General features: G+C 74.0%; 16 protein-coding genes. 4 read left to right on the top strand and 12 right to left on the bottom strand.

Annotated elements, in window-relative coordinates:
• Positions 1-5 precede the first annotated feature (5 nt).
• From ACIA6B_RS04445 to ACIA6B_RS04455, 3 genes are all read right to left on the bottom strand, one after another.
• Positions 6-1,292, bottom strand: a complete 1,287-nt coding sequence (locus ACIA6B_RS04445) for a cation:proton antiporter (protein WP_396770887.1) — start codon at positions 1,290-1,292, stop codon at positions 6-8.
• Between the two features lie 101 nt (positions 1,293-1,393).
• A complete protein-coding gene (locus ACIA6B_RS04450; protein ID WP_281939503.1) occupies positions 1,394-2,071 on the bottom strand; it encodes an HAD family hydrolase in 678 nt (225 codons plus the stop codon).
• A gap of 41 nt (positions 2,072-2,112) precedes the next feature.
• Positions 2,113-4,206, bottom strand: a complete 2,094-nt coding sequence (locus ACIA6B_RS04455) for a SpoIIE family protein phosphatase (protein ID WP_396770889.1) — start codon at positions 4,204-4,206, stop codon at positions 2,113-2,115.
• A gap of 200 nt (positions 4,207-4,406) precedes the next feature.
• On the opposite strand from ACIA6B_RS04455, the gene ACIA6B_RS04460 reads away from it, so the two are divergent.
• A complete protein-coding gene (locus ACIA6B_RS04460) occupies positions 4,407-5,267 on the top strand; it encodes a hypothetical protein (RefSeq protein WP_396770891.1) in 861 nt (286 codons plus the stop codon).
• A gap of 57 nt (positions 5,268-5,324) precedes the next feature.
• On the opposite strand, the gene ACIA6B_RS04465 is transcribed toward ACIA6B_RS04460, so the two are convergent.
• Complete coding sequence (locus ACIA6B_RS04465) at positions 5,325-5,687, bottom strand: DUF6401 family natural product biosynthesis protein (protein WP_396770893.1); 363 nt, start codon at positions 5,685-5,687, stop codon at positions 5,325-5,327.
• Positions 5,688-5,851: 164 nt separating this feature from the next.
• Here ACIA6B_RS04465 and ACIA6B_RS04470 point away from each other — a divergent pair, with 164 nt between their 5' ends.
• Positions 5,852-6,298, top strand: a complete 447-nt coding sequence (locus tag ACIA6B_RS04470) for a hypothetical protein (RefSeq protein WP_396770895.1) — start codon at positions 5,852-5,854, stop codon at positions 6,296-6,298.
• Here the strand turns inward: ACIA6B_RS04470 and ACIA6B_RS04475 are convergent, their stop codons facing one another.
• The 5 genes from ACIA6B_RS04475 to ACIA6B_RS04495 form a co-directional block, all read right to left on the bottom strand.
• Positions 6,299-6,514 (bottom strand): hypothetical protein, encoded by a 216-nt coding sequence (locus ACIA6B_RS04475; RefSeq protein WP_396770897.1) that lies wholly within the window; start codon positions 6,512-6,514, stop codon positions 6,299-6,301.
• Between the two features lie 159 nt (positions 6,515-6,673).
• Complete coding sequence (locus ACIA6B_RS04480) at positions 6,674-6,934, bottom strand: hypothetical protein (RefSeq protein ID WP_107160680.1); 261 nt, start codon at positions 6,932-6,934, stop codon at positions 6,674-6,676.
• Between the two features lie 101 nt (positions 6,935-7,035).
• A complete protein-coding gene (locus tag ACIA6B_RS04485) occupies positions 7,036-7,497 on the bottom strand; it encodes an SRPBCC family protein (RefSeq protein WP_396770899.1) in 462 nt (153 codons plus the stop codon).
• A gap of 55 nt (positions 7,498-7,552) precedes the next feature.
• Positions 7,553-7,969 (bottom strand): DUF2795 domain-containing protein, encoded by a 417-nt coding sequence (locus ACIA6B_RS04490; protein ID WP_396770901.1) that lies wholly within the window; start codon positions 7,967-7,969, stop codon positions 7,553-7,555.
• A gap of 82 nt (positions 7,970-8,051) precedes the next feature.
• Positions 8,052-9,029, bottom strand: a complete 978-nt coding sequence (locus ACIA6B_RS04495) for a YihY/virulence factor BrkB family protein (protein ID WP_396770903.1) — start codon at positions 9,027-9,029, stop codon at positions 8,052-8,054.
• A gap of 144 nt (positions 9,030-9,173) precedes the next feature.
• On the opposite strand from ACIA6B_RS04495, the gene ACIA6B_RS04500 reads away from it, so the two are divergent.
• Positions 9,174-9,578 (top strand): ChaB family protein, encoded by a 405-nt coding sequence (locus ACIA6B_RS04500; RefSeq protein WP_281939519.1) that lies wholly within the window; start codon positions 9,174-9,176, stop codon positions 9,576-9,578.
• Between the two features lie 62 nt (positions 9,579-9,640).
• Here the strand turns inward: ACIA6B_RS04500 and ACIA6B_RS04505 are convergent, their stop codons facing one another.
• Positions 9,641-11,074 carry an aldehyde dehydrogenase family protein gene (locus ACIA6B_RS04505; protein WP_396770906.1) on the bottom strand — a complete coding sequence of 478 codons (1,434 nt, stop codon included), beginning with the start codon at positions 11,072-11,074 and terminating at the stop codon, positions 9,641-9,643.
• Between the two features lie 70 nt (positions 11,075-11,144).
• On the opposite strand from ACIA6B_RS04505, the gene ACIA6B_RS04510 reads away from it, so the two are divergent.
• The gene (locus ACIA6B_RS04510) at positions 11,145-12,737 is read left to right on the top strand and encodes a phytoene desaturase family protein (RefSeq protein ID WP_396770908.1); all 1,593 of its coding nucleotides are present in this window, start codon (positions 11,145-11,147) and stop codon (positions 12,735-12,737) included.
• A gap of 369 nt (positions 12,738-13,106) precedes the next feature.
• Here ACIA6B_RS04510 and ACIA6B_RS04515 read toward each other — a convergent pair whose 3' ends face one another.
• A complete protein-coding gene (locus ACIA6B_RS04515) occupies positions 13,107-13,874 on the bottom strand; it encodes a polyprenol monophosphomannose synthase (RefSeq protein ID WP_281939525.1) in 768 nt (255 codons plus the stop codon).
• 90 nt (positions 13,875-13,964) lie between these two features.
• Positions 13,965-14,411, bottom strand: a complete 447-nt coding sequence (locus ACIA6B_RS04520; protein WP_396770911.1) for an SRPBCC family protein — start codon at positions 14,409-14,411, stop codon at positions 13,965-13,967.
• Positions 14,412-14,515: the final 104 nt, after the last annotated feature.

Genomic DNA, 14,515 nt, shown 5'->3' on the forward strand with positions numbered 1-14,515 from the left:
CCCGCTCAGCCGGCCGGCACCGGCTCCTTGCCCGCACCGGTCTCGGTGCTGTCCCGGGTGCGGTCGCCCGCCCGGTCCAGTAGCTGCATGACCGGCGTCGCGGCGACCCCGTGGGCCACCACCGAGACCACCACCACCAGGCCGACGGTGGCCCAGAGCAGCTCCGCCTGCGGGAAGTCCGTCTTGCTGGTGGCGTACGCCAGGTAGTAGAACGACCCGACGCCGCGGATGCCGAACGCCGAGATCACCCAGTGCTCGGCCGGCCGGCCCGGCGCGCCGCGCAGCGACAGCCAGCCGACCAGCGGCCGGATCACCAGCACCAGGCCCAGCCCGACCAGCGCCGCCGGCCAGGTGAGCGGCGTCAGCAGCCCACCGATCACCGCGCCCCCGAACAGCAGCAGCAACAACACGGTGAGCAGCCGTTCCACCTGCTCCGCGAAGTCGTGCAGCACGGAGTGGAACTCGTGGGTGCGCTCGGCGGCCCGGATCGCCCGGGCGGCCACGAAGACCGCCAGGAAGCCGTACCCGCCGATCACCTCGACCAGCCCGTACGCGAGGAACGTGGCGGCCAGCGCGAGGAACCCCTCGGAGTGCTTGGCCAGCCGCAGCGTGCTCGGGGCGCGGAAGAACAGCTTGCCGAGCAGCCAGCCGACCAGCAGGCCCCCGCCCACGCCGGCGGCGAGCTTGTAGACCACGTCCACGGCCACCCACTCGGCCAACCAGTCCGACGGGGCGAGGCTGGTGCTGGCGATCGCGATGGCGGCGTAGACGAACGGGAAGGCCAGACCGTCGTTCAGGCCGGCCTCCGAGGTGAGCGCGAAGCGCACCTCGTCCTCGGAATCCTCCACGTCGGTCGGCTCACCCACCTGCACGTCGGAGGCGAGCACCGGGTCGGTCGGCGCGAGCGCCGCCCCGAGCAGCAGCGCCGCCGCCGGCACCAGGCCGGCCCACCACCAGCCGAGCAGCGCCACCGCGGCGATGCACAGCGGCATGGCGATGGCCAGCAGTCGCCAGGTCGACGACCAGCGGGCCCAGCTCAGCGGGCGGTCGATCTTCAGGCCGGCGCCCATCAGGGCGACGATCACCCCCACCTCGGTGAGGTGGGTGGTCAGCTCCGGCGAGCGCAGCGGATCCGGTGTCGGCAACCCGGTCGGCAGCGCGAAGACCAGCATGCCGAGCCCGAGGAACGCGATCGGCATCGACAGGGGGCGCTTCTCCAGCACCCGGGGCAGGATGCCCGCCAGCAGCGCACCGACGCCCAGCAGAGCGAACGCGACATCGACCGGTTCCACGACCCCACCCTTCGGCCGCCCGGCGGCCGGGCGGAGGTGGTCAGCAGTGCCCCGAAGCGGTGCCGGTTAAGCCTTTCGACGCAGCGGTGTTGACCGGTGACTCAGCCGAGCGAACCGATCGCGCTGTCCGGCAGCCCGTCGAGCAGCTCGGCCGGGTCCTCGTACACCGCTACCGCGCCGGCGCCCGCCAGCTCCGCCCGGCCGGTGCCGCCGCAGGTCAGGCCGATGCAGGGGATGTCCAGCTTGCCGGCGGCGGCGACGTCCCAGACCGAGTCGCCGACGAACACCACCCGCTCGGCAGCCAACCCCGACTGTTCCAGCGCGGCGGCCAGGATGTCCGGAGCGGGCTTGCTCTCCTTCGCGTCGGCCGAGGAGGTGACCGTGTCGATCACGTCGTCGGCGTCCAGCGCGGCGCGCAGCACCGCCACCTCGTGCTCGGCCGCCGAGGTGGCGAGCACCACCCGCAGGCCCCGGTCCGCGCAGGCGTGCAGCAGCTCCCGGGCCCGGGGCAGCGGCGCGAGCCGCTCCCAGTACTCCGCGTAGAGCGCGTCGTGCGCGTCGCGCAGACGCCCGTCGGCGTCGGTGTCCCGTTCGGCGCCGAGCAGGTGGTCGAGGAGCTTGTCCGAGCCCATGCCGATGGACCGGTGGATCCGCGCCATCGGCACCCGGTGGTCGGCCTGGCGCAGCGCCTCCCACCAGCTCACCGCATGCAGGTAGGTGGAGTCGATCAGGGTCCCGTCGACGTCGAAGAGGACGCCGTGGCGCGTGTCGTCGGTCATGGCGTGCCTCCTACCCGGGACGGACGCGGGCGACGCGTGGCTCACCCGGCCGGAATGAGGATCTCGAACCAGACCGTCGAGCCGCGTACGGTCGGGTCGGTGCCCCACGCGTCGCTCAGCTCCTCGATCAGGCCGAGCCCACGGCCACGACTGCTCAACGTGTCGGTCTGGGCGCGGGTGACCTGCCCCCGGGTGCCGGAGTCGGCGACCGACACCAGCAGCCGCTCCGCGCTCAGGTCGATCTCGACCCGGGCGGCGGTGCCGGCGTGCAACAGCGCGTTGGTGGTCAGCTCGCTGGTGCAGAGCACCGCCGCGCCGACCACTGCCTCGGGCACCTGCCACTCGGTGAGCTGGGCGGTCAGCCAGTGCCGGACCCGGCTCGGCGCGGTCGGCTCGGCCGGCACCTCCATGCCGGCGGACCGGCTGGGCCGGACCGCGTGCTCCACCGCCAGCACGGCCACGTCGTCCTCGGTGGCGCCCGGCACGGCGGCGGTCGCGACCGCGCACAGCGCCCGGGGGTCGCTGCCGCTCGCGGCGCTCACCGCCGCGCCCAGCCCGGCCAGCCCGGAAGCCAGGTCCTGCCAGCGCCGTTCCACCACGCCGTCGCTGTAGAGCAGCAACGTGTCGCCGGGGCGGAACGGCACGGTGACCGGGCGCGGGACGCCGCCGAGACCCAGCGGTGGGCCGGGCGGCACCTCGACGAACTCCGCGGCCGGGCCGGCGTCCGTCCGGCCCCGCCGGATCAGCGGCGCGGGATGGCCGGCGCTGGCCAGCGTGACCCGCTCCCGGTCGGCGTCGACCACACCGAACACGACGGTGACGAACAGCTCGTGCGTGCCGCCCTCGACGCCCAGGCTGGCCACCAGCCGGTCCAGACCGCCGAGCACCGCGTCCGGCCGGGGATCGGACAGGGCGAGCGCGCGTAGCGCGGCGCGGACCTGACCCATCCGGGCGGCGGCCTGCACGTCGTGCCCGGCCACGTCGCCCAGCACCACGCCGAGCGCGCCGGTGGGCAACAGGAACGCGTCGTAGAAGTCGCCGCCGGCGGCGTTGCCGTCGACCCCCGGCTCGTAGCGGGCCGCGATGCGCAACCGGGGCAGGTCCGGCAGTTGCTCCGGCAGCATGCTGCGTTGCAGCAACTGGGCGGTGCCGTGCTGGGTCTCGAAGCGGCGGGCCCGCTCGGCGGCCTGGCCGACCAGCTCCGCGGACGCGGCGAGCAGCGCCCGTTCCGCCGGCGACCAGGGCCGCGGCGCCTGGTAACCCACCGTGAGCGCGCCCCGGACCACGCTCGACCGCAGCGGCAGCGCGGCGAGCGCCCGGATCTTCTCGTCGTGCCGGTCCGCCGCGACGTCGCGCAGCGGCTGCCCGTCGGCCGCGAAGGAGGGCACGCCGCTGCGCGCGGTGACCACCGCCGGCAGCGCCGCGTCCGCGCTCATCCGCCGCCACAACGGCGGCAGCCGCTCGTCGGCCTCGTCGAGCAGCTCACCCCGGATCCGGCGGACCATCCGCCACGCCGCGCCCTCGTCGACCGCGAAGGAGACCCGGTCGGCGTCGAACGAGTGCAGGCAGTAGCGCAACGTCACCCGGGCCACGTCGTCCAGGGTGAGCGTGCCGGAGAGCGCCGCGGCGAAGTCGCTGAGGCTCTGCAACTGCCGGGTGAGCTGGGTGGTCTGCGCCGAGACGGTGAGCACGCCGACGATGCGGCCGGTGGAGTCCCGGACCGGGGAGTGGCCGCGGGTGAACGCCGCCGGCTCGGCCGGACCGCCCTGCCGGTCGACCGGCAGCACCGCCTCCCGCTCCAGGAACGGCTCACCCTGCCGGTAGACGCGCGCCAGCGCCTCGCCGGCGCCGGCCTCCCGCCACACCTCGGCGAACACCTCCGCCGCCGGCCGGCCCAGCGCGTCCGGGTGCCGGTCGCCGATCAACTCGGCGTAGCCGTCGTTGTAGAGCAGGACCAGGTCGTCACCGAGGAGCAGGGCCATCGGTACGGGGGAGGACAGCACCACGTCCGCCACCGCGCGTACCGCGGGGTCCCAGCGCTCCGGGGGGCCCAACGGCGTACCGGCCCACGGGTGGGCGACCGCTCCCGGAGTGGGGGCGGACGGCGTGGGAATCCGACCGACGGTGCCTGGCATGACCGCAGCCTAACCGGCGGGTGGCCGACGGGTTCCGATCATGCGGCCACCGTCGCCGCCGGTCATCGCCGGCGCGAACGTTAAGGCAGGTCAGGGCCGGTTCGGCGGGTCATGTCGGGAAATTGCCCCGGTCCGGCCCGGCGTGCTGCCCAGAGCGACGGGTATGCGGGCGGCGCAGTTCACGCGACAGGAGGGACATCATGCCGAAAACCCTCGCGGTCGGCCAGGTCGACATCAGTGCGGCCTGGACCGACTTCTGGAGGTCGGTGCTGCTCTTCGTACCGAGGGCCATCGCGTTCATCGCGATCCTCGTGGTGGGTTGGCTCATCGCCCGAGCCGTCCTCAAAATCGTGGACGCGGCACTGGAACGGGTCGGGTTCGACCGCGCCGTGGAACGCGGCGGGATCAAGCGCGCCCTGGAACGCACCAAGTACGACGCCAGCGACATCCTGGCCAGACTGGCCTACTACGCGGTCCTGCTGTTCACCCTGCAGTTCGCCTTCGGGGTGTGGGGACCCAACGCGATCAGCGACCTCATCCGCGGGGTGGTGTCCTGGCTGCCACGAGCCTTCGTGGCGATCGTCATCGTGGTGATCGCGGCGGCCATCGCCAACGCCGTCCGGCAGTTGGTGTCCGGCGCGCTCGGCGGGCTCTCGTACGGCCGGGTGCTGGCCGACGTGACGGCCTTCTTCATCCTGGCGCTCGGTGTCATCGCGGCGCTGAACCAGGTGGGCATCGCCACCACGGTGACCACGCCGGTGCTCATCGCGTTCCTCGCCACGGTGGCGGGAATCCTGGTCGTCGGTGTCGGCGGTGGTCTGATCAAGCCGATGCAGAACCGCTGGGACGGCTGGCTGGACCGGGTCGCGGAGGAGTCCCGGGCGTTCCAGCAGCAGCGGCAGGCGCAGCAGGCCGGCCGTGGCGACTACGAGCGGCGGATGGCCGACCGGGGCGGACAGCCGACCCCGACCGGGCCGCAGTCGTCCATGTCGGGCGCGGGCACGTACCGCTCCGGCGAGCGGGGCGACGAGACGCAGCAGTTCCGTCGGCCGGGCGGCTGACGGCAGCACGGGTGACGGGGTGTCCGCGGGGCGATCGCGGGCGCCCCGCGCCGTGTCTCAGGCCAGGTGGCGCGGGTCCAGCGCGCGGGCCAGCAGGCAGACCGCGAGCAGCCGGGTGAGCAGCCAGCCCGGCGCGGACCAGTCGACCGGTCCGACCGGCGGCGTCCAGCCGTGCTCGGACGCCGCCTCCCGCAGCCCCTCGGCGTACCCGGCGAGCGCCGCCACGGTCAGCGGCCGGCGATCGCCGTGCAGGCTGTCGCGTACCCCGGCGGCGTGCTGGTCGACCTCGGCGAGCAGCCCGGGGTTCAGCCGGGCCGCGGCCAGGCCGGCGGTGCCGACGGCGGCGGTGAGCGTGGTGAGGGTCGACCGTGCGGCCACCGCCGCGGACGGGGTGGCGACCCGGTTGTTCGGCACGCGCATGGGGACCGAGGCTAGCCCCGCGCGGACCGGGGCGGCCTCGGCCGACCGGACGATGCCCGGCTCGTCCGGGTGACCCGACCGCCTCGGCCCCGGGGATTGAGCCGCCCGCGGCGGGGCAGAAGGGAACCACGCAGACGACGCAGCCGAGTCCGCGGAGGCACACGATGGGACAGCAGGTCGACGGACCGGACCGGGCGCACCGCCGGCCGGACGGGGTGAGTGACGCCACGGTCGAGGCGCTGGGCAAGCTCGGTGAGGCGCTGGAGTGCGTCGAGCGGGCCCGCGGCCACCTCTACGAGCTGCACCAGCTCATCGGCCACGCCGATCTGATGCTGGACGAGGCGGTGGAGCGGTTCCGCTCCGCCGGCCACCTGGCCATCGCCGAGCGGATCGACCGGGACCTGCTCGGCCGCAACGTGATCGCGGGTCGCTGGACGTTCCAGATCGTCGAGGAGTTCGACGACGGCTACCACGCGCTGTTCCGGGAGGTGGACCGGCAGGCCCGGGACGAACTGGTGGGCGGCCGGCGGCACCTCTACGAGGCGGAGATGAAGGAGCGACGCCGCAGCCGGGGGCGGCCGGGGCACGAGGCGCGCCCGACCGAGCGGTGATCAGTCGAAGGAGCGTGCCTGCGCCGGGCGCCGGCGCCGGGCGCCGTCGTCGGCGATGATCACGGTCGCGACCATCAACGCGACCACCACGCTGAACAGCCAGGAGCTGTCGTCGCTGAACTTCGCCGCAACGGGAGCCTGGACGGCGGCGAGCAGGAAGCCCAGCCAGGCGAGGCGGCGCTGACGGTTGGAGAGGAAAGCGGAGCCCTGATCCATTCCGAAATTCTTACGCACCGGACCCGGGGGACTGCCAGCCGTTCGGCCGATTCTGGATGCGCTGTCCGTTTTCCCGGCCGTCCGTACGATAATTCTTGTCGTTTCGGTCGATGCGCTTTCCCGGTTCCGGGCACTCGACGGTGCCCGGAACCGGGGTGCTCAGATGCTGTCCGGTCCGGTCCGGCCGGTGGTGGACGGCCGGTACGCCCGGTCCGCGTCGGTCATCTCCCGACGCTCGGCCTCCGCGCCGGCGCCCCGGTCCACCGCCTCCGGACCGTGGCCGAACGCGGCCTCCTCACCGGCGTCGTTCCCGGTGGCGTCGTCGGCCTGGCCGTCCAGCGTCGACCGGGCGATCGCCTGGTCCAGCTCGTGCAGGGGAGTGCGGTCCTCGTCGCGCCACTGGCGGTCGTTGTCGGTCATTCCCCTGCGGTACCCGGGCCGGATGATCGCAAACGGACCACGGGCACGGCGATGGCCGCCGGCGGAGCCGGCGGCCATCGGGGTTCGTGCGGGGGAGGCGCTCAGGGGGTGGGGCGGTCGACCGCACCGCGCCAGGCACCGGTCTCCTGACCGCGCCGCTCGATGAACTGCTTGAACCGCGCCAGGTCGCCCTTGGCCCGGCGGTCCACCACGCCCAGCTTGTCGCCGGCCTGCTCAACCACGCCGTGCGGCTCGAACTCCATCTGCAACGTGACCCGGGTGTGTCCCTCGTCGAGACGGTGGAAGGTCACCACACCGGCCTGCTGGGTGCCGCCGGTGGACCGCCACGCGACCCGCTCGTCCGGGAGCTGCTCGGTGATCTCGGCGTCGAACTCGCGCTTCACGCCGGCGATCTCCACGGTCCAGTGCGTCATCGTGTCGGAGAGCTGCCGGACCTCCTGCACGCCCTCCATGAAGTGCGGGAACTCCTCGAACTGGGTCCACTGGTCGTACGCGGTCCGGATCGGGACGTCCACATCCACGTGTTCCATAACGCCGCTCATGTCGGGGTTCCTCCTGTTCCGCCGGTGTGCTGTCGCGAACCGTGGGCCGGCCCGCTCACCAGCGCGTCGTCTCGTTCCTGTGCCCGAGTGCGGCCCACACCTCGGAAACCGTCTGGTAACGCGTGTCGTCCGGCAGGCCCTCCAGGGCAGCGACGATGTCCGCCGGCGCCTCGTTCTCCCGGGCGTTGGCCACCAGCGCGTCGCGGTCGCCGGGCAGCGCCGCCATGCCGATGAACCGACCGAGCCGGCTGCGCGCCTCCACGTCCGTGGAACTCATCCCCTGCGGGGAGCCGGTGCGCAGGTCGCCGGCCGGCGCCGTGGTGGCCTCGGGCTGGTCCTCGCCGGACGGCTCGGCCTGGCGGAACTCGTCGACCCGGGCACCACCCGCGCCCGGACCCTGGACCAGGCCGCTGACCTCGCTGCTCATCTGGTCGTCGACCCTGGGCGAGTGCTTGCTGCTGCCACGTTCCATGCCCTCAGTGATGCCCCGGGGGACCGCCGGTAAACCGGAGCCGGTCCGGCGAGCCGGTCATCCGGCCCGCAACCGGGCGGTGTCAGGAGTCGGCCGGCGCGCGGGGCGGCAGCACCGGCTCCGCCGGGTCCTCGACGCCGGCCTGTATCGCCCGACCCCGCTGCAACTCCGCGTTGACCTGCACACCGAGCATCAGCGCGCAGTTCGACAGGTAGAGCCAGACCAGGAACGCGATCACCGCGCCGAGACTGCCGTAGGTGACGTCGTACGAGCCGAAGTTCGCCACGTAGAGGCCGAACCCGAAGGACGCCAGCACCCAGGCCAGCAGCGCCAACCCGCCGCCCGGGGTGAGCCAGCGGAAGCGCGGCTGTCGCACGTTCGGCGCGATCCAGAACAGCAGCGACAGCAACGTCATCGCGACCAGCGCGAGCAGCGGCCACTTCGTCACCGACCAGGTGGTCCGGGCCAGGCCGCCGGCGTGCAGCCGGTCGCCCACCGCGTCGGTGACCGGGCCGCTGACGATCAGCCCGGTGGCCACCACCGCCAGCAGCAGCATGGTCACCGCCGCCATGCCGATCTGGAGCGGGCGGAGCCGGTAGAACGGGCGGCCCTCCTGGACTCCGTAGATCGCGTTGGAGGCCCGGGTGAACGCGCCGATGAAGCCGGACGCGGACCAGAGCGCGCCGAGCAGACCGAAGCTCAGCAGCGCCTTCGCCGGGCCCTGCTGCTCGACCACGGTGCGCACCACGCCGACGAACGCGTCGTTGCCGACGACCGAGCCGGCGCCGATCTCCCGGGCCAGGTCGATCACGGTGTCCACCGTGCGCGGACCGTCGGAGACCAGCCCGACCAGGGCCACCACCACGATCGTGGACGGAAAGAGCGCCAGCACCCCGTAGTAGGTGAGCGCGGCGGCCCAGTCGGCGCAGTTGTCCTTGACGAAGCCCTGGCCGCTGCGCACCAGCACGCCCCGCCAGGTGCGCCAGTCGAGCTGGCGCATCCGGCGGGGTAAGCGGGCGCGGGCCGCGCCGTCGACAGTGGGTGGTGTCGTCGCCGTCATGACCGCCTCCTCCACGCGCCGGGTGCGCCACCGGGGCGTGGCCGGGCGGTACCCCCCGGTGGAAATCGACAAACCGTGCGCCGGTTTGTCCCCCGGACCGGGGGGAACGACAGGGGATACCCGATCGAGACGGAGGTGGACGAGATGCCCGGGCGCGAGGTGTTGCCCAGCACGTTGAAACGCTCTCCGGCCAAGGCGCAGCGGACCTGGGAGAAGACGCACGACTCGGCGGTCGAGACGTACGGCGAGGGGGAACGCGCGCACCGCGTCGCCTTCGCCGCGGTCAAACACGAGTACGAGAAGGTGGGCGACCACTGGGAGGCCAAGGGCCGCAAGGGGCCGAGCGACAAGCAGGCCGCCGGCGGCGGACCGGCCCGGCGCGCGCCCACGGCCGGCGGGGTGGACGCCAACGCCACCAAGGACCACCTCATGTCGGTGGCGAAGAAGCTCGACGTGCGGGGCCGTTCCCGGATGACCAAGCCGGAGCTGGTGAAGGCGATCGAGAAGGCGAACAACAACGCCACCCGCAAGGCCCGCGGCGGTCGCTGACCCGCCAGGGGTACGACGAGGGGCCCGGGACCGCGGTCCCGGGCCCCGCCGTTGACGGGTGCTCACCAGTGGCCGCCGCCCGGCGCCTCCAGGTGGACCACCTTCACGGTGCTGAACTCGTCGAGCAGCTCCGGGCCGTACCCGAAGCCCTGGCCGCTGCCCCGGCGCGGCTGGGCGGCCCCGCCCGGCGCGCCACCGAACACGGCGTTGACCTTGACGGTGCCCACCGGCAGCTCCCGCCAGGCCCGCTGCGCGTGACTCATCGAGCCGGTCAGCACGGTGGCGGCCAGCCCGTACGGCGAGTCGGCCGCGCACCGCAGCCCTTCGTCGAACGAGTCGACCACCACCACCGGCGCGACCGGGCCGAACGTCTCCTCGCGCACCAGCGCCATCTCGTGCCGGCAGCCGTCGACCACGGTGGCCGGGTAGAACGCGCCCGGCCCGTCCGGCGCCGCGCCCCCGGTGCGGACCCGGGCGCCCTGCGCCACCGCGGCGGTGACCTGCCCGTGCACGTGGTCCCGGTGCCGCCGGTCGACGAGCGGGCCGAGCTGGGTCCCCGGGTCGCGGCCGGGGCCCACGGCGAGCGCCTCGGCGCGGGCCACCAGCGCGTTGACGAACTCCTCCGCGACCTCGCGGTGCACGTAGACGCGTTCCACCGCGACACAGATCTGCCCGGCGTTGGCGAAGCAGCCCAGCGCCGCCTGTTCGGCGGCCCAGACCGGGTCGACATCGGCGTCCACCAGCAGCGGGTCGCTGCCACCGTTCTCCAGCAGCACCTTGGCGCCGGTCCGCGCGCCCGCGGCGGCGATCGCCCGGCCGGCGGCGGTCGAGCCGACGTGGGCCACCACGTCCAGCTCCTGCCCGGCCAGCGTCGCGCCCACCTCGCCGCCGCCGGTCAGCAACGACAGCACGCCGGCCGGCAGCGCCGAGTCCAGCGCCCGGGCCAGCAGCCACCCGGTGGCCGGAGTGCGTTCGCTCGGCTTGAACACCACCACGTTGCCGGTCACCAGCGCCGCGCCGAGCAGGCCGCAGGAGACCGCCACCGGATCGTTCCACGGCGTGATCGCGGCGACCACGCCGCGCGGCTCCGGGGACATGAAGTCCACCGCGGCGTAGCCGCCGTGCAGCGTCCGGCCGCCCCGCAGCGGGGCCAGCTCGGCGTACTGCCGGAGCGTGCCGACGCCCGCCGCCACGCCGCCGCGGGCGTCGTCGAGCGGCTTGCCCATCTCCGCGGTGGTCGCCTCGGCCAGCTCGTCGGCCGCCGCCTCGACCGCGTCCGCGGCCCGGTGCAGCGCGGCGGCCCGCTCGGCCGGCGCGGTCGCCGCCCACTCCGCCGCCGCGCCCCGGGCCGCCGCCACCGCCTTGGCCACCTCGTCCACGCCGGCCACCGGCGCCCGGGTCACCGGCGTCCCGTCGGCCGGGTCGTGGACGACAAGCTCCCCGCCCTCGCCCCCGGCGCCCCACACCCCACCCATGAGCTGCGCAACCGTGTACATGCCCGTGGTTGCCCCGGTCCGGGCCGGACAAACGCGTTTTGCCCGGTCACCGGCCGGGTAGGCGGATCGGATGACTTCCACCGCCGACGCCGTCGTCATCGGGGCCGGACACAACGGGTTGGTGGCGGCCAACCTCCTGGCCGACGCCGGCTGGGACGTGCTGGTCCTGGAGGCCACCGAGGCGCCCGGCGGCGCGGTGCGTTCCGCGCACGTGACCGCGCCGGGCTACCTCAGCGACCTGTACAGCTCCTTCTATCCGCTCGGCTTCGCCTCCCCGGTGCTGCGCGGGCTGAACCTGGACCGCCACGGCCTGTCCTGGACCAACGCGCCCGACGTGCTGGCGCACCTGCTCCCCGACGGGCGGGCCGCGGTGGTCAACCGCGACCTGGACACCACCGCCGCGTCGCTGGAGGCGTTCGCCCCCGGCGACGGGGAGCGCTGGCGGCACGCGTACACCGACTGGCTCCAGGTGGCGGAGCCGATGCTGGACGCCATCACCAGCCCGTTCCCGCCGGTCCGCGGCGGGGTGGGCCTGCTGCGCCGGCTGCGGGTCGCCGGCGCGCTGCGGCTGGCCCGCCGGCTCGTGCTGCCGGTGCGCAAGCTCGGCGCGGAACTCTTCGAGGGCGAGGGCGGGCCGGCGCTGCTGGCCGGCTGCGCGCTGCACACCGACCTGTCGCCGGAGGAGACCGGCTCCGGCGTGTACGGCTGGCTGCTCGCCATGCTCGGCCAGCAGGTCGGCTGGCCGGTGCCGGTGGGCGGCGCGCAGCGGATCACCGACGCGCTGGTGGCCCGGCTGGTGGAGCGCGGCGGCCGGATCGAGTACGACGCCCGGGTCGAGCGGGTGCTCACCGCCCGGGGTCGCGCCATGGGGGTGCGGACCGCCGACGGGGCGGACTGGCGGGCCCGCCGCGCCGTGCTCGCCGACGTCCCCGCCCCGGCGCTCTACCTGGACCTGGTCGGCGCGGCGGCGCTGCCGCCCCGGTTGGTCGAGGATCTGGCGCACTTCAAGTGGGACGGCTCCACGCTCAAGGTCGACTGGGCGCTGTCGGCGCCGGTGCCGTGGCGGAACCGGGACGTCGCCGGCGCCGGCACCGTGCACCTCGGCGCGGACCTGAACGGCCTCACCACGTACGCCGCGGCACTGGCCCGGGGCGAGGTCCCGACGGACCCGTTCCTGCTGGTCGGGCAGATGACGGTGGCCGACCCGAGTCACTCGCCGCCGGGCACCGAGTCGCTGTGGTCCTACACCCACCTCCCGTTCCGCCGGAACTGGCGGGCCGAGGAGATGGCCGGGCACGTGGAGCGGATGGAGGAGGTGCTGGAGGCCGCCGCGCCGGGCTTCCGCGCGTCCATCGTCGGGCGGCACGTGGCCGGTCCGGCCGATCTGGAGGCGGCCGAGCCGAGCCTGGTGGGCGGCGCGTTGGGCGGCGGCACCGCAGCCGCGTACCAGCAGCTCTTCCTGCGGCCGATCCCGGGACTCGGCCGGGCGGACACCCCGGTGGACCGGCTCTACCTGGCCAGCGCCTCGGCCCATCCGGGCGGCGGGGTGCACGGTGCGCCGGGCGCGAACGCCGCCCGCGCCGCGCTGGCCCGCGACCGCGCGTTCACCGGTCAGGTGTACGCCCGCGCGATCGCCGCCGCCCACCGCACCGTCTATCCCTGACGCCGGCTGCCCCCGCCCCTGCCGCTGCCCCCGCCCGCGGTCCGGGTCCGGTGCCAGGCGCCCGACGCTGCTCGGCGTCTCCCTGGCGTCTCCCTGGCGGGACAGTGACATCACGGATGGTGGTCGTTGTCGGGAGCCGGTGCGGGTCCGTCCGCCGCCTTTGCTCTGCAGCCATTGACGCATCGGTGACGCACGGTGTCGGCGGCGGGTCGCGTTTTTACCGAGGGGAAACGCTCGGGCGCAGGTCAGCGCGATGCTGCGTCGAAGGCTGCAGAGCAAAGGGGGGCGAGCGTCTCCCCTCACCGACGGCAAAGAAATCACGCTGCGTCATGTTGACGCAGCGTGATGGCTTGGTGTGCGGCGGGGCGGTCAGGAGTCGATGTTGCGGTGGCGGGTGCGCAGCTTGAACGGCATCAGCGCGCTCTCGATCTTGGTGGCCGTGGTCATCTTCGAGTCGCCCTCACGGCGCTCCTCGAAGCGGATCGGCACCTCCAGGATGGTGTGACCCAGCTTCGTGGCGAGGTAGTGCATCTCCACCTGGAAGCTGTAACCGTTGGACTGCACCCGGTCCAGCCCGATGGCGCGTAACGCGTCGGCCCGCCAGATCTTGAAGCCGGCGGTCAGGTCGCGGATCCGCACCCGCAGCAGCGTGTGCACGTAGAGGTTGGCCCAGCCGCTGAGCGCGCGGCGGTAGAGCGGCCAGTTCTCGTCCAACTCGCCGCCGGGCACGTAGCGGGAGCCGATGACCACTGACGCCTGGGTGGAGAGCAGCGCGCCGAGCATGCCGGGCAGCGCCTCCGGCGGGTGCGACATGTCCGCGTCCATCTGGGCGACGTACTCCGCGCCGTCGTCGATCGCGCGGCCGATGCCGTCCACGTACGCCCGGCCGAGGCCCTCCTTGCCGGGGCGGTGCACCACCAGCACCCGGTCCGGGTGCTCGATGGCCAGCTTGTCGGCGACCTCGCCGGTGCCGTCGGGGGAGTTGTCGTCCGCGACGAGCACCTTCAACCCGGGCAGCGGCAGCGCGAGGAGGCGCTCGACCAGCACCGGGAGGTTGCCCGCCTCGTTGTAGGTCGGAACGACGACGGTCAGGCGCGCGTCCGCCCACGGGGAGGGCAAGTGCACGGGTTCGATCATCACGGACTTCCTCGGTCGGCCGACAGGTTCACCTCAGAGGGTAGCCAGTCCGCTTTCCGGCGTCCGCACAGACGCCCCGCGATCGACCGCTCACCGCTCCGACTTCTGTCGCGTCGCGATGTCGGAGAGCCGGGCCAGCGTCTCCCGGTTCCGGAGGTGCAGCACGAGGTCGTTCAGCTTGTTCCGGACCCACCGCAGCGGTCCGGCCGCGAAGTCCTCACCGAGGGTGACCCGGGTCCGGCCGTCGTCCAACGGCTCCAGCACGAACGCCACGATCGCCTCGCCGGCCGGCCAGAGCCCGGCGCGCAGCACCAGCCGATGCGGCGCCTGACACTCCAGCACGGTGGACTTGTCCTGGAGCGAGAACGGCCACGGGCCGGCCCGGTGGTGCAACCGGCTGCCCACCCGGGGCCAGGTGTCGTCCACGTCCCGCACGTGGGCGGTGCCCACCACCCAGTCGCTGTACGTCCAGCCGTCGGCCAGCACCTCGAAGACCCGGTCCGGGGACGCATCGATCACTTTTTCCACAACCGCCACGAGTGTCCGGTACCCCGGGGCGGCCGTCGCTAACGGCAGCCGGGTTAGCTTCTCGGAGGCGGCGGGTAACCGGGGCTGACGTTTACTCCTCGGGGGGTCGGGAA

This window comes from Micromonospora sp. NPDC051141 (genome assembly GCF_044455765.1).
GTDB lineage: Bacteria > Actinomycetota > Actinomycetes > Mycobacteriales > Micromonosporaceae > Micromonospora.